The sequence below is a fragment of the Streptomyces sp. NPDC030296 genome (genome assembly GCF_055572815.1).
In genome coordinates, this window is the sequence record NZ_JBVICQ010000001.1 from 302,323 (window position 1) to 320,052 (window position 17,730).

Annotated in this window: 13 protein-coding genes; 3 read left to right on the top strand and 10 right to left on the bottom strand. The window is 70.4% G+C overall.

The window, feature by feature from the left end; translation table 11 throughout:
- Positions 1 to 222: 222 nt before the first annotated feature.
- The 3 genes from ACZ4Z3_RS01275 to ACZ4Z3_RS01285 all read right to left on the bottom strand — a co-directional run bounded on the left by ACZ4Z3_RS01275 (position 223) and on the right by ACZ4Z3_RS01285 (position 6,815).
- Complete coding sequence (locus ACZ4Z3_RS01275; protein WP_468499091.1) at positions 223 to 4,497, bottom strand: Rne/Rng family ribonuclease; 4,275 nt, start codon at positions 4,495 to 4,497, stop codon at positions 223 to 225.
- Between the two features lie 245 nt (positions 4,498 to 4,742).
- Positions 4,743 to 5,540, bottom strand: coding sequence for a TIGR03936 family radical SAM-associated protein (locus tag ACZ4Z3_RS01280; RefSeq protein WP_468499092.1), 798 nt, complete (start codon positions 5,538 to 5,540; stop codon positions 4,743 to 4,745).
- Between the two features lie 48 nt (positions 5,541 to 5,588).
- Positions 5,589 to 6,815 (bottom strand): hypothetical protein, encoded by a 1,227-nt coding sequence (locus tag ACZ4Z3_RS01285; RefSeq protein ID WP_468499093.1) that lies wholly within the window; start codon positions 6,813 to 6,815, stop codon positions 5,589 to 5,591.
- Between the two features lie 543 nt (positions 6,816 to 7,358).
- Here ACZ4Z3_RS01285 and ACZ4Z3_RS01290 point away from each other — a divergent pair.
- The gene (locus tag ACZ4Z3_RS01290; protein WP_468499094.1) at positions 7,359 to 8,972 is read left to right on the top strand and encodes a recombinase family protein; all 1,614 of its coding nucleotides are present in this window, start codon (positions 7,359 to 7,361) and stop codon (positions 8,970 to 8,972) included.
- Between the two features lie 206 nt (positions 8,973 to 9,178).
- Here the strand turns inward: ACZ4Z3_RS01290 and ACZ4Z3_RS01295 are convergent, their stop codons facing one another.
- The 4 genes from ACZ4Z3_RS01295 to ACZ4Z3_RS01310 all read right to left on the bottom strand — a co-directional run bounded on the left by ACZ4Z3_RS01295 (position 9,179) and on the right by ACZ4Z3_RS01310 (position 12,690).
- Positions 9,179 to 10,552 (bottom strand): replication initiator, encoded by a 1,374-nt coding sequence (locus ACZ4Z3_RS01295; protein WP_468499512.1) that lies wholly within the window; start codon positions 10,550 to 10,552, stop codon positions 9,179 to 9,181.
- Positions 10,553 to 10,844: 292 nt separating this feature from the next.
- Complete coding sequence (locus ACZ4Z3_RS01300; RefSeq protein ID WP_009331928.1) at positions 10,845 to 11,042, bottom strand: hypothetical protein; 198 nt, start codon at positions 11,040 to 11,042, stop codon at positions 10,845 to 10,847.
- Positions 11,039 to 12,343, bottom strand: coding sequence for an FtsK/SpoIIIE domain-containing protein (locus ACZ4Z3_RS01305; RefSeq protein WP_468499095.1), 1,305 nt, complete (start codon positions 12,341 to 12,343; stop codon positions 11,039 to 11,041). The genes ACZ4Z3_RS01300 and ACZ4Z3_RS01305 overlap by 4 nt, the downstream gene beginning before the upstream one ends.
- Positions 12,343 to 12,690 (bottom strand): SCO3933 family regulatory protein, encoded by a 348-nt coding sequence (locus tag ACZ4Z3_RS01310; RefSeq protein ID WP_468499096.1) that lies wholly within the window; start codon positions 12,688 to 12,690, stop codon positions 12,343 to 12,345. Before ACZ4Z3_RS01310 ends, ACZ4Z3_RS01305 begins: the two co-directional genes overlap by 1 nt.
- Before the next feature lie 165 nt (positions 12,691 to 12,855).
- Here ACZ4Z3_RS01310 and ACZ4Z3_RS01315 point away from each other — a divergent pair, with 165 nt between their 5' ends.
- The gene (locus tag ACZ4Z3_RS01315; protein WP_468499097.1) at positions 12,856 to 13,635 is read left to right on the top strand and encodes a GntR family transcriptional regulator; all 780 of its coding nucleotides are present in this window, start codon (positions 12,856 to 12,858) and stop codon (positions 13,633 to 13,635) included.
- 410 nt (positions 13,636 to 14,045) lie between these two features.
- Here ACZ4Z3_RS01315 and ACZ4Z3_RS01320 read toward each other — a convergent pair whose 3' ends face one another.
- Entirely contained in the window at positions 14,046 to 14,345 is a 300-nt protein-coding gene (locus tag ACZ4Z3_RS01320) for a hypothetical protein (RefSeq protein ID WP_468499513.1), read from the bottom strand.
- Positions 14,346 to 14,669: 324 nt separating this feature from the next.
- The gene (locus ACZ4Z3_RS01325; RefSeq protein ID WP_468499098.1) at positions 14,670 to 15,227 is read right to left on the bottom strand and encodes an ATP-binding protein; all 558 of its coding nucleotides are present in this window, start codon (positions 15,225 to 15,227) and stop codon (positions 14,670 to 14,672) included.
- A 206-nt stretch (positions 15,228 to 15,433) separates the two neighbouring features.
- On the opposite strand from ACZ4Z3_RS01325, the gene ACZ4Z3_RS01330 reads away from it, so the two are divergent.
- On the top strand, positions 15,434 to 16,810 hold the full coding sequence (locus ACZ4Z3_RS01330) for a sporulation protein (protein WP_468499099.1): 1,377 nt from the start codon (positions 15,434 to 15,436) through the stop codon (positions 16,808 to 16,810).
- 3 nt (positions 16,811 to 16,813) lie between these two features.
- Here the strand turns inward: ACZ4Z3_RS01330 and ACZ4Z3_RS01335 are convergent, their stop codons facing one another.
- Positions 16,814 to 17,728, bottom strand: coding sequence for a phosphotransferase enzyme family protein (locus ACZ4Z3_RS01335; RefSeq protein ID WP_468499100.1), 915 nt, complete (start codon positions 17,726 to 17,728; stop codon positions 16,814 to 16,816).
- Positions 17,729 to 17,730: the final 2 nt, after the last annotated feature.

Here is a 17,730-nt window from a genome sequence, read left to right on the forward strand (position 1 = left end):
GCTCTTGCTCGTACAACTAGGTGAGTTTTGCAGGCGTCTGCGGGTGATCCAAGAGGCAGGGGGTGCTTACGCGCCAAAAGTGTGGCCCAAACCGCCCCAAACATCGCCGCGTTGTGTGAGCTTTCTCGCCCCTGTCCGGGCAACGCGAAGGCCCCCGCCCGGCAGTTGATCCGCCGGACGGGGGCCTCGGTGCGGGGCGGGCCGTGGCCCGCCCCGTGGGGCTCAGCTCTCGTCGGTCGAAGCGGTGACCGTGTTCGACGCCTGCTCGGCGGCGACCGTGGTCTTCTTCGAGGCCGACTTCTTCGTCGCCACCTTCTTGGCCGTGGCCTTCTTGGCGACCGTCTTCTTGGCCGCCGTCTTCTTCGTGGCGGCCTTCTTCGCCGTCGCCTTCTTGGCCGTCTTCCGCGCCGCCGCCTTCTTGGCGGGCGCCTCGGACTCCTCCGCGACCGCGGCGGCGTCCTCGGCCGGAGCCTGCGCCGTCTCCTCCGCGGAGGACGGCACGACCACTACCGCGGTCTCCTCCGACGCGGTGGGCGCCGTCGCCTTGCGCACGGCACGCCGCCTCGGGCGGGCCGGAGCCGCGCTCTCGGCGGGGACCGTCTCGGGCTGCTCCGCCGCCGCTTCCACGACCGGCTCGGCCACGGCCTCGACGACCGGCTCCGCGACGGACTCGGCCACGGTCACCACGGCGTCGTCCGCGGCCGTCCCGGCGGGGGCACCCGCGGGCGCGGAGACCTTCCGGGTCGCCCGCCGACGCGTACGGCCCTTGGGCGCGGCCTCCTCGGCGCTCACCGCGGCCGGCGTCTCGACGACCGGGTCCTCCACCGCGACCGGCTCGGCCTCGGCGGCCTCACGCGACTTGGGAGCCCGCTCCTCGGCGTCCTCGGACGGGGCGACCTCCACGGTCTCCCGGCGCTTCGGCGCACCCGAGGGCGCGGAGGCCCGACGGGTCACCCGGCGCCGCGAACGGCCGCGTGTGACCGCGGCCTCCGCCTCGGCGACGCTGCTGTACAGCTCCTCGTCCGGCTCGAACTCGGGCGAGGGCAGCGCCACGGGCTCGGCGACCTCGGCGGCCACCTCCGCGACCTCGGCCGGCTCCACCGTCTCGGCGGCCTCCGGCTCGACGGCCTCGGGCGCGGCCACGTGCTCGTGGTCCTGCTCCGCGCCGCCACGCCCGCGCTTGCGGCGCTTGCCACCGCCACCGGCGGCCGTCGGCTGGTCCATGTGCACGATCACGCCGCGCCCGTTGCAGTGGACGCAGGTCTCGGAGAAGGACTCCAGCAGACCCTGCCCGACCCGCTTGCGGGTCATCTGCACCAGGCCCAGCGAGGTGACCTCGGCGACCTGGTGCTTCGTACGGTCGCGGCCCAGGCACTCCAGCAGGCGCCGCAGCACCAGGTCCCGGTTGGACTCCAGCACCATGTCGATGAAGTCGATGACGACGATGCCGCCGAGGTCGCGCAGCCGCAGTTGGCGCACGATCTCCTCGGCCGCCTCCAGGTTGTTCCTGGTGACCGTCTCCTCCAGGTTGCCGCCCTGGCCGGTGAACTTGCCGGTGTTGACGTCGATCACGACCATGGCCTCGGTCTTGTCGATCACCAGCGAACCGCCGCTGGGCAGCCACACCTTGCGGTCCAGCGCCTTCATCAGCTGCTCGTCGATGCGGTACGTGGCGAAGACGTCGACTTCGGAGGTCCACTTCTGCAGCCGGTCCGCGAGGTCGGGCGCGACGTGGGAGACGTATCCGTGGATGGTCTCCCAGGCGTCTTCGCCGCTGACGATGACCTTGGAGAAGTCCTCGTTGAAGATGTCGCGGACGACACGGACGGTCATGTCCGGCTCGCCGTACAGCAGCGTCGGGGCGTTGCCGTTCTTCGCCTTCTTCTGGATGTCCTCCCACTGCGCCTGGAGCCGTTCGACGTCACGGCGCAGCTCGTCCTCGCTCGCACCCTCGGCGGCGGTGCGCACGATGACGCCCGCGTCCTCGGGGACGATCTTCTTGAGGATGGTCTTCAGCCGGGCCCGCTCGGTGTCGGGCAGCTTGCGGCTGATACCGGTCATCGACCCCTCGGGGACGTAGACGAGGTAGCGGCCGGGCAGCGAGACCTGGCTGGTCAGGCGGGCGCCCTTGTGTCCGATCGGGTCCTTGGTGACCTGGACGAGCACGGACTGCCCGGACTTCAGCGCGGACTCGATACGGCGCGGCCCGTTGGCCATGCCGAGTGCCTCGAAGTTCACCTCACCGGCGTACAGGACGGCGTTGCGGCCCTTGCCGATGTCGATGAACGCGGCCTCCATCGACGGCAGCACGTTCTGCACCTTGCCGAGGTAGACGTTGCCGACGTACGAGGTGGCCTGCTCCTTGTTGACGTAGTGCTCGACGAGCACGTTGTCCTCGAGTACGCCGATCTGGGTGCGCTCGCCGCTCTGGCGGACGACCATGACGCGCTCGACGGCCTCGCGGCGGGCGAGGAACTCGGCCTCGGTGATGATCGGGACGCGACGGCGCCCCTGCTCACGGCCTTCCCTGCGGCGCTGCTTCTTCGCCTCCAGACGGGTCGAGCCCTTGATGGACTGCACCTCGTCCGACGGCTCGGTCTCCTTGGCGCGCCGCTCACGCGGCTCGCGGACCTTGACGACGGTGCGCTCGGGGTCGTCCGACGCGGCGTCGGCCTCACCGGAGGAGTCCCCGGCGCGACGGCGACGGCGACGGCGGCGACGGCTGCTGCTGGAGCCGGAGGCCTCGTCGCGCTCGTCGGAGTCGCCCTCGTCCTCGGCGTCCTCGTCGACCTGCTCGGCGGTGTCCTCGGCGTCCTGCGCGGCCTGCTCGGCGGCGACCTCGTCGCCCTCGCCCTCGGCCGACTCGCCCCGGCGACGGCGACGGCCGCCACGGCGGCGGCGACGCCGCGACCCGGTGGTCTCCTCCTCGCCGAACTCGTCGTCGGCACCGTCCTCGGACGCCCCCTCGGGCTCCTCGGACTCGTCCGACTCCTCGGCCTCGTCGGCCTCGGTGGGCTCGGGGGCCTCGTCGGCCGTCACGGGCTCCGCCTCGGCGGGCTCGCCGCGGCGGCGGCGCCGACGACGCGACCCGCCGGTGGTCTCCTCCTGGGCGTACCCGCCGGGCTCGGTGGTCTCGTCGCTCTCGGCGACCTCCGCCTCGGCCTCGGCGGCGGCCTGTGCGGCGGCCCGCTCCGGCGTCTGGAACATCGGCTCGGTGAACACCGGGGCACGGAACACGGCCACGGCGGGCCGGGCGGGCCGCGCGGGCGCGTCCTCGGCCGCGGACGCCGTCGGCTCGGAGAACCCGACGGCCGCCTTACGGGCGACCCGGCGCCGGGCGCGCCGCGCCCCGCCGTCCTCGCTCTCGACGGACGCCTGCGCGGCCGGGGCGGAGGGCGCCTGGGCGGGCGCGGGCTCGGCGGTGGCCTGAGCTGTGGCGGCCGGGGTCTCGACGGCGGGGGCCTCGGCCGACGGGGTGCCGGTGGAGGTCTCGCTCTCGGGGGCGCCCGTGGGGGCGGTCACCCGGCGCGTGGCGCGACGGCGTGTCCGGCGCGGCGCGGCCTCCTCGGCCGCCGCCTCGACGGGCGCGGCGTCCTGAGCGGGCTCGGCGGCGGCCTCGTCCGCGACGGCGGCGGGCGCGGCCTCCACGGGGGCCGCGGTCTCCGGGGCCTGCGGGGTCTCGGCGGGGGCCTCCACGGCCTCGGCCGCCTTCGGCTCACCGGCGGGCGCGGAGGCGCGGCGCGTGGCACGACGGCGCGTACGCCCGGCGGGCGTGGCCTCGGCGACCTCTGCGGCCTCGGCGGCGGGCTCGGCGGTCTTGCTGTCGGTTGCCCCGGCGGAGGCGTCGGCGGCGGTCTCGGGCGCGGCCGCCCCGGTGCTCTCGGCGGCGACCACGGTCTCGGCGGCCTGGGGGGCGCCGACGGGGGCCGACGCGCGGCGGGTGGCGCGGCGACGCGGACGTGCGGCGGGGGCGGACACCTCGGCGGGCGCGGCATCCTCGGCGGGGGCGGACACCTCGGCGGCAGCGGACGCCTCGGTGACGGCGGCGCTCTCCTCGGCGGGGGCCGGCACGACGGTCTCGGCGATCTCGGCGGCCTCGGCACCCTTGGGGGCGCCGGCGGGCGCGGAGGCGCGGCGCGTGGCACGACGGCGCGTGCGCCCGGCGGGCGCGGCCTCGGCGACCTCTGCGGCCTCGGAAGACACCTCGGTCTCCTCGGCCTCCTGCGCCTTGTCGGTCGCGGCAGCCGCATCGCTCTGGGCGGCCACGACGTTCTCGTCCGTCACAGCGGCCTCACCGGGGTCGGTGCTCGCGAGGTCCGCGGCCTCCGCCACCGGCACGGTCGGCTCGACGGTCTCGGCGGACGCCTCGTTCGCCGCGGACGGCGGTCCCGCCGGGCGGGACGCGGCACGGCGGCGACGGCGCGGCGGCAGGGTGTCGCTGGGCGTGTTGCGGTCGGAGCCCTGCGCGGACTCCGCGTTCTCGATCTGTTCGGGCATGCGGGCGTTTCTCCCGTCAGGCTCCCGGGCGCCGCACCCGGGTCCGGCGTGGCCGGTGACGTCCGCGGCTCGCGTCGTACGCGTCTGCCGCCGTCCGGGGCGCGGGCGCCGCTCGGGAGCTCTCTGTGTCCTGTCTCGCCGGTTCCGTACGCCGTGTTGCGTACGGCCTGGCGAAAGTCTTGTGGTCGGTGCGCTGCCCGACCCAGGTGGCTCCCGGATACGAGGGCGGCGCTACGACGTCCGTCCTACGCGGGGCCGACCGGCTCCGACGCCTTCGCGGCGGCAGTGGGGGCGGCCGTTGTGAGGGCCGCCGCTGCCTCGCGGTCGGGCGCGAGCGGGTCGGTCACCGAGCCGGTCTCTTCATCGAACAGCCCCTGCGCCAGCCTGGTCACCGCTGCGGGGACCGGCGGCGCCAGGTCGGCCACGGCGCGGAGACCGGACAGGACGTCGTCGGGTCGTACGGCAGGCGTCACGTGCCGAACAACCAGCCGCAGTATCGCACAGGGCTGGTCGGTCGGCCTATCAGCCTCGGGACTCGGCGTCTCGGCGCCGTCGACCCGGTCGAGTTCGACCACGGCGGCACGGGCGTCGAACGTCCGTACGCCGTTCTTGGTCATGCGCTGGACCTCGACGGCGTCGGCCGCGTTGAAGGCCGCCACCGCGCGGGCGGCGTCCGCCGGGTCCACGCCGTCCAGCCGCAGCTCCCAGACGGAGGCCGTGAGCCGGTCGGCGAGGCCGGAGGTGCGGGCCTCGACCGCGTCGACGATGTCGAGCCCGGTGGGCAGCGACTCGTCGAGGAGGATCCGGAGCTTCTCCGGGTCGCGCGCCTCGGTGAGCGCGATCTCGAGGTACTCCGCCTCGCTGCCCGTGCCGGTGGGTGCGGCATTGGCGTACGACACCTTCGGATGCGGCGTGAACCCCGCCGAGTACGCCATGGGCACCTCGGCGCGGCGCAGCGCACGCTCGAAGGCGCGCTGGAAGTCACGGTGGCTGGTGAACCGGAGGCGGCCGCGCTTGGTGTAACGCAGTCGGATGCGCTGCACCGCGGGTGCGGGCGGCGGGCCTTCGGGCTGTCGCTTGCCCAGTGTCGTTCATTCCTTCGTGAGAGCGGTCGTACTGCTACCAAGAGTACGTGCCTCGGCGGCTCGCGGTTCCCGCCGGGCGACCGGCACCGGTTCCATGGGCCGCGCTAGGAGTGCCTGGCGCACACTGGCGCGGGCCTGCCGGAGGGACGCGCGGGCGGTGTCCAGGGTCTGGCGGGCGGTGCGGTCGACGGCGCGGGCGGCAGCGGCGGCGGGCTTCCAGATCATGTCCCGTACGACATGGCCGACGGGGGTGAGGACGGTGCGGTACACCCAGCGCGTCGGCTCGGCGACGAGCCGGCGGAAGAGGGTGGCCAGGGCCCGCCCGACGGCGAGGGAGAGGTGTCCGGCGATCCGCCAGGCATGGCCGAGCGCGTCCAGGACCTCGCGTCCGACGACGGCGAGGGCGCGCCCGACCGGGGCGAGCACCCACCGCCACAGCGCGAGCGCGGGCAGCACGAGCAGGACGCGCAGCGTCCAGTAGAGGCCGAGCCCGGCCCCGGTGAGGATCATCCGTATGAGCCAGAGGACTCCCCCGGCGGTCCACGCGAGGGCACGGCCCACGGGCGTCAGCACCCATCGGTACAGCCACCCGGCCGGTACGACGACGAGGTACCGCACCAGCCAGGCCACGACCGCGAACACCCCGAGCCCGAAGGCGGCGATCCCGCGCCACAGCCCCCTGGCCAGCCAGGCGAGGCCCCGCCCCAGCGGAACCAGCGTCCACCCGTACAGCCACCCGAGCCCGGCCCGGATACCGGTGGCGGCCCAAACCACCCCGGCCCACGTGCCGGTGGCGGCCCAAACCACCCCGGTCCAGACACCGCACGCCGCCCACGCGACGGCGCGGCCGATCGGGGACAGGACGTACCCAAAGAGCCAGACCAGTGGAAGGACGAGCAGCCAGTACCCGAGCCGGCCGAGCCCCTTGGCGGCCGGCACGACGACATGGCGCCACAGCGCCACCCACGGCCACACCAGCACGGCCTCGGCGAGCCACAGCAGGGCCCGCCCCATCGGCCGCAGCACGGTGTCGTCGAGGAACCGGCCCACGACGACGAGCGCGTCCCACGCCATCCGCACCGGGAGGACCAGCACGAGCACCACGATCCGTACGGGAATCCGGATCGCCGCGGTGAGGCACCCCTCGGGCGCCTGCGGTGCGGGCGTCGGCCGCGGGGGCGTCCGGCGCGCCGGCTCGGCGGGCTGCGGTGCGGGCCGTTTCTCCAGGTCCATGACGACGGAGACGCATCGGCGACCTGTCCGGATGCAGCCCAGCCCCCTCGACTTCCCCACCGGCCGGGGGGCGGCCGCCCACGCCGGTGGAGTCACTCAGCGCTTCCGCCCCCAGGACCTCGCGGCCTTGCCGGCCGTGGACTTCGGGCGGCGTGTCGCGGTGGCCGGCCGGGCAGCGCGACGGCGTGTTGCGCGGAGGACTGCCGGTTGAACTCGACCTGTCGGTGGACATCCGACATCGGGCGGCACACCCTGACGGGCAACGACGGGGTGGACAGGAACAGACGCCCGGCACCGAACGCCGTCAACAGGCGGGAGCGAAACCGTCGTCACCTGACGGGCCCCGTCCCCGTATCACGCGCGAGACCCCCGGCCGGTCAGGACAGGGGTCTCGCGCACGAGGTGTACCGGGTCGCTCACCCCGCCGGGACGGACTTCTTCACGGTCAGCGGCAGCAGCTTCTTGCCGGTGGGGCCGATCTGGATGTGGGTGTCCATCTGCGGCCATAAACCAACAGGACTAAATCTGAGCTAGCCTGGCGACATGGTGAAGCAGGCGGCACGCGCAGCAGGACAGCGGCAGTACGACGTGGAGACGGAGTGGACGGAGACGGACCTTGCCCTTCTAGAGGAGCTGAAGCACGCGGAGGCGCTGTTACCCGACGACGCCCCGCGCGCACTCCTGTCCGTTCGCCTGTCCGTGCTCACCGAGGACACGACGTCGCCAGTGCGGCAGGAACTCGATCTGCGCATGCTGGCCAGGGAGCGCGGGTGTCGAGTGGTCGGCGTCGCCAGCGACCTGAACGTGTCGGCGACGAAGGTCCCACCGTGGAAGCGCAAGTCCCTCGGGGAATGGCTCAACAACCGGGCACCGGAGTTCGACGAGATCCTCTTCTGGAAGCTTGACCGCTTCGTACGACGGCTCTCCGATCTCAGCGTCATGATCGACTGGTGCCTGAAGTACGGGAAGAATCTCGTCTCCAAGCACGACTCGATCGACCTGACGACGACGGCCGGAAAGATCATGGTCACGGTCATCGGCGGCATCGCCGAGATCGAGGCGACCAACACGAGCACACGCGTCACGAGCCTCTGGGACTACACGAAGACGCAGAGCGAATGGCTTGTGGGCAAGCCGGCGTACGGCTACACGACGAGCAAGAACAAGGACGACAAGACAGTTCTCGTCATCGACCGCGACGCTTACAGGGCGCTGCACTGGTGCCGCAAGGCCACGATGCGAGAGCGACCCGCTTCCGCCCGGCGCATGGTCAAGGTCCTCGTGCGAGCAGGTCTCTGCGGGCCGGGGCTCACAGCGTCGACCTTGCTGCGCCGCCTCAGGAACGCCGCCCTCCTGGGATACCGCGTGGAGGAGAACAAGAGCGGAGGCGTACGCCGGTCCAAGGTCATCCTGGGCAACGACGGGAAGCCCATCCGCGTAGCAGACCCCGTGTTCACCGAGGCAGAGTTCGAGAGCCTGCAAAAGGCCTTGGACAGGCGCGGGAAGAACCAACCGACGCGCAACCCCGATGGAGCGACGAAGTTCCTCGGAGTCCTGCTCTGCGAGGACTGCGGCACCAACATGACCGTGCAGAAGACCAGCAACAAAGGCAGGTCGTACGAATACCTGCGGTGCGGCAAGTGCCGAAGCGGAGGCCAGGGCGCGCCCAACCCGGAGGAGATCTACGGTCAGCTCGTCGACGACGTGCTGAGGGTCCTCGGGGACGAGCCGGTCATGGTGCGCGAGTACCACCAGGGCGCAGAGGCCCGCAGGGAGCTGAAGCAGCTCGAAGAGTCCATCAGCTACTACATGGCTGGTCTGGAGCCCGGAGGACGCTTCACGAAGACCCGGTTCACCAAGGAGAGGGCTGAGAAGACTCTCGACGACCTGATCAAGAAGTTGGAGGCCATTGACCCCGAGTCCACCACCGACCGCTGGGTTGCCGTGCACAACGGCAAGTCGTTCCGGGCCCACTGGGAGGAAGGCGGCATGGAGGCCATGGCTGCCGACCTTCTTCGCGTCGGCGTGAAGTGCAAGATCAAGCGGACCAAGGTCAAGGGCGTACGCGCTCCGCGCATCCATATGAAACTCATGATCCCGAGGGATGTGAGAGACCGCCTGGTGCTCAAGGAAGACGACTTCGCGGAAGCCTTCTGAAACCGCCCAGCCAGTACGCATGCGGAGCCGCCTCCCGAAGGGCAAAGGGAGGCGGCTTCTCGTCTCACGCAGACCAGGATGCGGAGTCAAACGGTTCCTCCGTACCGTCATCGTCGACGATCACGATCTCGCTCTCGATGTGGCTCGCAACCCTGCGGACGCCCGACCGCGACAGCCGCGACCACCAAGGCTCTTGCAGCTCACGTTCAGGCGGAGCGGTTATCGAACCCACTCCCCTCTTTCAGTGCCTCCGCGCCGAGCCGCCGGGACGCCGCAAGGTCGTCGGCGACTCCGGCAGCGATGAGCGCGGCGCCGGGTGTATGACCGGAGCCGATGTAGCGCCATTGACCCTCAGTGACTGCGCCGGGGACTTCGGCATGGCCGACGTGGTGGGCGCGTTCAGCGCGTAGCGCGGCGTACGTCGTCGAGTAAGCGCGGGATTTGGTGAGGATGTGGCCCCGGTAGCCGAGGGTGTGGGCCCAAGCCCGCAGGTGCAGGGGCGCGTACTCGGGGAGGCCGCCGAGGCGCCAGCACGTACGCATGAGGGTGCGGATGTGTCTGCTCACGGGTGCGGTGTCGAGGTCATCGCAGGTGGAGAGCTTGTGGTCGGTGCCGGCGCCTGTCTCGCTGGCTCCCTTGGTGACGTACTTGGCGACGTATGCAGCTACGGCGTCGTCTGCGGACCCGTCGCCGTCGGTGTGCAGGGGGCGCGTGTCGATCTGGGAGCCCCAGTGGAGGGCGAGTTCGCCGACGGCGGGGCTGTAGGGAGTGCGGACGAGGACCCGCTCCGCGGAGGCTTGCACGGCGTCGGCGATCTGGTCGGCGGTGCCCCAGGCTGGGGGTTCGTCGCTGGGTCCGTTCGGGCCATCGAGGCGGACGACGGCGTGCACGTGGACGGCCGCCCGCTTCTGGTACTCGGCGACGCGAGCGAAGGACAGCCGGGTGTGGTCGGAGAAGCGGGACTGAACGAGGCCTGCCGAGGTGGCGAGGTGTCGCCGTACGCCGATGACGAAGCGGTCCCACAGTTTGCCTGCGTGCGCGTGCCAGAGCACGTGGGCTGTGTAGTCGTAACAGTCGGTGCAGAGCGGTTGACCGACGGCAGAAGCGTCCGGGGCGTGGACCGCAGCGCAGCCCGAGGGGCGCCCGTGTTCGCAGGTGCCGCCGTCGCGGCGGGGGCGGCATCGGTCGTTTCCGGCGCGGTGGACCGGGCCGAAGGAGGGAGCGGTGAGGGTGATGAAGAGCCGGGGCCGGTGGCGGACTGTGGCAGGGACGTTCTTGCCACCGGTAAGACCCGCGCGGACGAGATGAAAGGTGTCGCCCGCGTGGAGTCGGGAGCAAGGGGCGCAGACGGTAGCGCGTCTGTTGCGACAGCGGACGAGGAGGCGTTCGCCGGGTTCGCTGCGAGTGTCGTAGTGGTGCAGGATCTCGCCGGTCGTGCCGTCCAGCGTGGTGGTTGAGCCGGAGAGGTGGACGGGGTGGGCGCAGCCACCGGTTGCGGTGATCTGGTCGAGCCAGCGGGCGAACTGGGGATCTTGAGCGAGGCGGATTGCGTCGCGGTCTGTTTCGGGGAGCTGACGCAGGCGCGCCGCGCGGTCGAGGACGGCGCGCCTGTCAGCCGGGGTGTCTGCCGGGGTGATGGTGGGGCCCTTTCGGGGTGGGCCGCCGAAGCGGCACGGGTGAGGGGTGGTCGTGCGCGGTGGGTCATGGGGATCACCTCCGTTGAATGGCTGTGGTGGGTGGGTTCAGCGGATGGTTCCGGTCCCCCGGCAGACGCGGCAGCGGTGGCGTCGGCCGGTCCAGGTCCTACGGGCCCCGTCGCCCTTGCAGAAGGGGCACCTCACGCGCGGCATGGGCATGTCTCGCTCCGTTCTGTCAGGTGTGGGAGAAGCCGGTGATCAGCCAGGTGACGAAGCCGTGGACGGTGTAGATCACGGGTGTCTGGCCGAGGTAGAGGCCGAAGAGTCCGACGCAGACCGCTTCCCAGGCGCGGACGTCACGGGAGCGGACGAGGAGGACGGTGATGATTCCGAAGATCACCGCGAACGTGAACGCCGTTCCTACGCTGATCACTTGTCGTCTCCTTCCAGCGCCGCCAGGGCGCGGCCGAGGTCGGGCAGTTCCGGGACCATCTCCGCGTGCTTCCGGGCGGTCGACACGGCTTGCTCGGTCGTCGTGAGGTGGGAGCGGGCACGGCTCCAGCCGCCGTCAGGGTTGGTGCAGACGGCCACGCCCTGTTCCTCCGCAGTGATCGACTGAGCCACGGCCACGGCGTCCTTGTTCAGGTCGCCCAACGTCATTTCGGCCGTGCCGGGATCGTTGACCCGGTGGCAGATGCGTCCGATGAGCTGCGCCCGCAGCGCGGTGACACCAGGCCCGAGGTCGGAGCCGACGCGTTGCCCGGCGACGACCAGGTGCAGGCCGAGCGCGGCCCCGAGCTGCGCCAGGCGTAGCAGGAGGGTGGAGCACTGTTCGGCTTCTGCCTTGCTCTCGCGGGTGCCGTCCGAGAGGTACAGCTCGGCGATCTCGTCGACGATGACCACGACCGGGACGGGCCGGAGCTTGTCGGGCAGTTCCCAGATGGAGCGGACGCCGGCCGACTGGCAGGCTGCCATGCGGTCCTGCATGTCGACGACGAGTGTGCTGAGGACGGCGACTGCTTCACGGCGGCAGGTCGCGAGGGCGCTCAGCCGCCCGGCGAACAGGCCGAGTTCCATGCCGCCCTTGCAGTCGATGCCGACCAGGGCGACGGGTTGCGGTGCGAGTTGCGTGATGAGCCGGGCCAGCAGGGTGGACTTGCCCGACCGGGTTGCGCCCGTGATGAGCCAGTGCGGGACGAGCCGAAGGTCCATCACCCACGCACCACCGCTTTCCAGTGCACCGATGAGGGCGGACAGCAGAGCAGCGGGCGCGGTGGCTAAGCCGGGCCGGGCCAGTGGATCGGATGCGGTCGCCGTCAGGAGCACGAGGCCGCGTTCTGGCGAGGTGACCCGCACCGCGTGCACACGCCAGGCATGCACGAGCGCGTCCGCCGCTTTCAGATATGTCGCCGGGGTCTGGCCTGCATGCAGCCGTACGAGGACAGTCAGGCCCATGCGTGTGGCACGTGGGAAGGAGATCCGCGGAGCGATCGGGCGCAGTGGATCACCTTTGACCACCACATCCCCGAGCAGCCCGCGCGGCGGGCGCTTGGAGACGGTGAGGTCGTTGAGCATGGCGACCTTGCGCCAGGTGAATATCACCCGGCAGGCGGTCGCCGGATAGCCGGCCAGGTACCAGTGCCAGAGGGGACGGTGCCGACGTGCCAGGTCACCCACGACAAGCACCCACGCCAGTACGGCAAGCCCGAAGGCGAGCACGATGGAAGCGCTCATCACGCGCCACCGCCCTTGGCGGGTGCCGGAGTTGCGTGCACGGGCGTGACGGCGTCGGCGCGGAAACTGATCCCGTGCCGGTCACCCATCGCCCAGGCGAACGCCGTCAGCCCGGTGACCTTGACGATCTGCCCTTCCTCGATCCCCTTCGGCTCACCGCTCACGGCGATCTCGATCACGGAGATGCGCCGCCTGTCCTGCCGCACGGTGACGGCCACGGTGTAGACGGGGTTGCCCTCGCGATCCCTCTTGACCTCCTGTGTCTCGGAGTTGCTGACCTTCACTTCGGGCGCAATGGCGCACCGCAGTACGCCCAGTCGCGCCGTGTCCACGGGAATGGACTGCATGTTGTTCGGCCTCCTTGGCCAGTTCGGACGCCCGACACATTCAGACGTCACTTGTCCTTACGAGTTATGACTATGAGGTCCTGTACGGCGAGAGAGCAACTACTTATGCTGACGAGTGACGTCGAGCGTGCGACGTGCCTATGACCTCAACCCGAAGGTGTCGAGATGACAGAGATCCAGCGCCCCGGAGCCCTGTACCAACAGGTCGCCGCCGCCATCCGCGAAGCGATCCTGTCCGGCGAGTTCGCACCCGCTTCCCTGCTGCCGTCCGAGGCGCAGCTCATGGCGCGCTACCAGGTCTCGCGCCCGACCGTTCGCAACGCGATCGCGGCTCTGCGAGCGGAAGGCCTGATCGACGTCCGGCACGGCAAGGGCAGCTTCGTACGCTCCGAGCCCCGGCCCGTCGTCAGCCTCTCCGGGCATGTAGGCCGAACGCCCGATGCGCGTTTCGTGCTGCATGGCGTGGCCACCTGGGAGCAGGCCGAAGAACCGAGCACCTACCGCACGCATGCCACCGAAGTCACAGCGCACCTGCTGGAACTTGAAGCAGAGGAAGCGCTCTTCGGCTGTGACCGGCTGTTGATCGACCCCGCCACCGGCAGCCGCGCCATGCACCGCACGCTGATCCCGTTCGCCACGGCGGAGGCCGTACCCGACCTCGCCGAAGCACCGGACGCCGAACCCGCGACCGTGTACGCAATGCTGACGAAGGCCGGACACGAGCTGTGGTGGTCCGAGACGGTCCGCGCCCGCATGCCGCTCCCCGACGAACGCACCGCGTTGCGGCTGCCCGACGCGACCCCGGTCCTGCATCTGTCGCGAGTCACGTGCGGCATCGACGACGCCCCGCTGATCCTCGAAGAACTCCGCATCGGCGCGGACCGTGCCGAACTTGCCTACCGGATCACCGCCGACCAGCAGCCCGCCCGACGCACCCGCAACTGAGCACCGACGGCGATCGGTCGAATCTGTCTTCACTTCCTCAAGGGTGCGCCTGCGGCGCACCGGGACGCCCGGCCGCCCCGGCCGGGCGTGCGGCGTGACCGCCGGTCCCGTCCGGACGCCGGTCGCCCCCGGCCTCAGCCGACCCGAGGAGGTAAGGCGTCGACCTGTCGTCACGAGTCGGGGTGTGGGTGGCCGGGGGTCGCCGGCCGCAGAGACTTTAGGCAGCTCCCATGGGGCGAGCCTCGAAGAACAGGGGGCCCATCGGGCACAACCGCGGGCAGGGCAGGTGCCTGCCCGATTCGCCGGGCGAGCGTAAGGCCCCCTGTTCACTCGCCCCATGGCAGCTACCGCCCAAAGTCTCTGCGGCCGGCGACGTGCCCACGCGCGCCACTCATCAGCGGAAACGCTCCTCACGAGGCACCGCCCTCGCCGTCCGTGACGGCCTCCAAGATCACGGCGAGCCGATCCACGGCATCGAGCGAGGCCACCAGCCGCACGACTCCGCGCCCCTCCTCATCCGTCGCAGCGACCGTCCGCGACTCCGACAACTCAAACCCGGCACCCAGCAACGCCCGGTTCAATCGTTCGGCAGACTCCCGAGCCACGCGCCACCCTGCTAGGTAGTCGACGCCCGGAACCCACAGCCCGGACTCCACTCCCCGCACGTCGTCGAGCCCATCTCTCAGCCAGTTCTCACCCGCACCCGTCACTACGTCCACCTCAGCCCAGATCCCACGTGATGGTTCGTCAACTGCCGTGATGCGAGGGCCAGTAGCGACGCAACGCGACGGCCCCGGTACCATCAGGCACCGGGTACCGTCGCGTCCCCTGCCGGGCCACCCTTCGCTTTCCAGGGCTGACGGGGTGGCCCGGTCTCGGTATGTGGTTGTGAGGCGCGGCCCCCTTCTCGGGTGGGGAACCCTCCTGAAAGGAACCGCGCCTCTGGGTCGGGGAAGGTCAGCCCCGGCCCGGATCCGGGTCACCGTCCGCTCCCGATCGCGTAGGAGCAGACCGGCACGGCGACCCGGCGCTTGTCAGCCCCACCTCTCGGACCAGAGCCGCTCAAGGTCCAGGCGAGCCCACACGTGCTTGCCCCCGCCGCTCCGGGGTGACCACCACACCGCGTCAGCCAGGCGCTGAACGATCAGCAGCCCACGGCCCCGATCCGGCAACAAGGCCTCAGAGAAGTCACCCGCCAACTCGGGCGAGATGAACTCACCCGCCGCCAGCTCAGGCGGAGTCGAATCCTCATCACCGACGCCGATGAACAACAGCTCCGGGTACGTCATCAGCGACACGTCGATACGTCGCGCAGCGCCCGGCAGCGTGAGCCGTTGATCCGGCACCGCGTGATGGACGACGTTGCCAACCAGCTCCGACACGATGAGCACCGAGTCGTCGACCGCGTGCGGCAGCTTCCAGGTCTCCAGGTAGGAGCGGACCAGGTCCCGCGTGGCCTTGACGCAGTCCGGTGACTCGGCGAAGAGCGTCAGCGCCCGATAGTGACCAGTCGACGGATCATGTGCCGAGCGACGGCGCGGGGGAGGCACCTCCGAGGCATTCGCCAGGCGTTTGCTCTGCTGCGTTTCCACCGCATTCCCTCCCGAGCATTGACGAGCCCTGTAGCCCGCCGAACTGTGGCGACCAGTGAACGACGCAGAGCCTGCGACCGGGAGCGTTCATCAGGGGGTTCACGTGAACACCGGCAAACGTGAAGGGGGTTCACCAATGAACCCCCAAGACGGTTCGGCTGTGACACGATGAACACTCGCTGTCATTCTCGGGTTGGCAGGGGAGCATGAGCCGAGAGCCGAACGCGCAGTTGATCGCCGTCATGGAAGCGGCTGGAGTCTCGAACAAGGGTCTCGCCAAGCGGATGCGCGATGCCGCAGCGCAGCGGGGCATCCCTCTCGGGACGACCCATGTCGCCGTACAGCGATGGCGAGACGGCGCAGGCATCCAGCCCCAGACAGCAGCGATCGCAGCGGACGTGCTCAGCGCCAAGTTAGGACGCCTCATCACACCCGGCGATCTGGGATTCTTCGGCCCGTCCCGCACGCCCGCTGCACAGCCCGTCAGCTACCCGAGCGATGTCACCGACGTTCTCTCCGCGCTGGGGGAACTCGCCGACGAGCGAGCCGAGGCACCTGCTAGCGATGCCCTACCCGTCGCGGATGCAGATCTCACTTCAGCCGTCCTGTCGTGGATGATCGGGCGCCCCGACGGCGTCCAGGCCGACAGACCCGGTCACCAACGCGTCGGAATGCGCGACGTACGCGCGATCAGAGATGCAGCGGGCATGTTCATGCAGCTCGACTTCAAGTACGGCGGAGGCCACGGCCACAAGGCCTTGCGCCACTACTTCCGCCACGAAGTCCTGCCCCTGCTGGACGCCAGCTACAGCGAGAAGGTGGGCACCGCGTTGTTCGGTGCCGCCGCCGAGGTGTCCCAGTTGCTCGCGTGGACGGCGTACGACACCGGAAATCACCGACTCGCCCACCGTTATCTCACGTCCACACTGCGCCTGTCGCAGGTCATCGACGACCGCGTGTTCGGCGCCCGCATACTCGGCAACCTCAGCCACCAGGCCAACTACCTCGGCAACCACGCCCAAGCCATCCAGCTTGCCCGCGCAGCGGTCGAGGGCGCCAAGGGCCGGGCAACCCCACGAGCCATGGCGCTCAACTCAGCGATGGAGGCCCGCGCACTGTCGAACGCAGGCGACCCAGTCGCGGCCGGCCGCGCGATGAACGAAGCAGAGCGCTACTTCGAGCGTGCCGACGGAGCCGAGGACCCGCTATGGCTCGGATACTTCGACTCCGCCGAACTCATGGGAGAGATCTCCCACTGCTTCCGCGATCTCAAGATGCGCCGCGAGTCGGTCCAGGCCGCACAGCGCGCGGTCGACGACACCGACCCGAAGTACGCCCGCACCCTCGGGTTCTGCCGCATGGTGCTCGCCCAGAGCCACCTACTCAACGGAGAACTGGAAGCCGCCGTCACAACCGCCAGCCTGGCCGTGGACGGCGGAGACAGCATCCAGTCCTCACGCTTCCAGCGCTACGTCACCGACTTCCAGGCCGAGGTGAGCATCCACGCGGCGAACCCAGTCGTGGCCGCCTTCAACGACCAGGTGCAAGACGCACTCGCCCGCCTGGAAGACGACGACGAGTAGCGCCTACCAGGGCCGCCAGTCCCGAGGCGCATCGTCATTGCGCAGACCAGCGATGCGCCGGCGATACTCAGCCGCCGTCTTCTCATCCTCCTGCACGTTTTGCATGAGCCACGTCGTCATCCCGAACTCTTGCAAGCCGCGTAGCGTCTCGTAGCCGTGCCAGTCGTACAGGTCTCGCCCGTACGCAGCCACGAAGTCGGCGTACTGTGCGTCGGTCTGCCACCCAAGGCTGTGGTGCTCAACAGCCGTGACCATCAGATCCCACTCAGGGTGATCGAAGCAGAAGGCCTCGAAGTCGATCAGGATCACGTGCCCCTGGTCGTCCACCATAAGGTTCTGTACGTGAGCGTCCCCATGCACCGGGCCCTTGGTCGTCTCGAACCGCAGCCCGGCGTACTTGTCCCGCAGCTCCCGCCAACGCTTCCGGAGAAAGACCTTGTCGTCCGCCGGGATCACGGCCCGGTCCAACCGAAGCTCCTGCTTGTCGAAGGGGTCGAACGCGGGCAGCTCAAGCCCCTCGGGCACCGTCAAGGAGTGCAGATCCCGAAGGATGCCCCCCAGCTCCCCGTAGGTCGCCTTCCGATCACCCTCAACGATCAGATGCCAGAACGTCACGGGGTGACCGTCGATCACAAGCGGCTGCTCAAGATCCTCGACGATGCGCGCCGCGGGGAACCCCTCTTCCGCCAGCCACCGAGAAACGGCCACCTCTACACGCGCCTTGGGCAGCCACTCCCGCCCACGAGCCACACGCACAATCACTGGCGCTGACGCCAGCCGGAACAACGCGTTCTCCCCGAGCCTGATCAACTCCGCGTCTCTGTCATCGAGCCCCGCCGCCCGGCACGCGGCGATCATCACCCGCGAAGCCCCCGCTGACGTGAACCCCTCTTCCGATCGAGCAGCGTCAACCGCCATGC

Coding starts and splice junctions, on each gene's coding strand:
- ACZ4Z3_RS01310 (WP_468499096.1), bottom strand. CDS start 12,690: ATGCAGTCCATTCCCGTGGACACGGCGCGACTGGGCGTACTGCGGTGC.
- ACZ4Z3_RS01290 (WP_468499094.1), top strand. CDS start 7,359: ATGGTGAAGCAGGCGGCACGCGCAGCAGGACAGCGGCAGTACGACGTG.
- ACZ4Z3_RS01305 (WP_468499095.1), bottom strand. CDS start 12,343: ATGAGCGCTTCCATCGTGCTCGCCTTCGGGCTTGCCGTACTGGCGTGG.
- ACZ4Z3_RS01275 (WP_468499091.1), bottom strand. CDS start 4,497: ATGCCCGAACAGATCGAGAACGCGGAGTCCGCGCAGGGCTCCGACCGC.
- ACZ4Z3_RS01315 (WP_468499097.1), top strand. CDS start 12,856: ATGACAGAGATCCAGCGCCCCGGAGCCCTGTACCAACAGGTCGCCGCC.
- ACZ4Z3_RS01330 (WP_468499099.1), top strand. CDS start 15,434: ATGAGCCGAGAGCCGAACGCGCAGTTGATCGCCGTCATGGAAGCGGCT.
- ACZ4Z3_RS01285 (WP_468499093.1), bottom strand. CDS start 6,815: ATGGACCTGGAGAAACGGCCCGCACCGCAGCCCGCCGAGCCGGCGCGC.
- ACZ4Z3_RS01335 (WP_468499100.1), bottom strand. CDS start 17,728: ATGGCGGTTGACGCTGCTCGATCGGAAGAGGGGTTCACGTCAGCGGGG.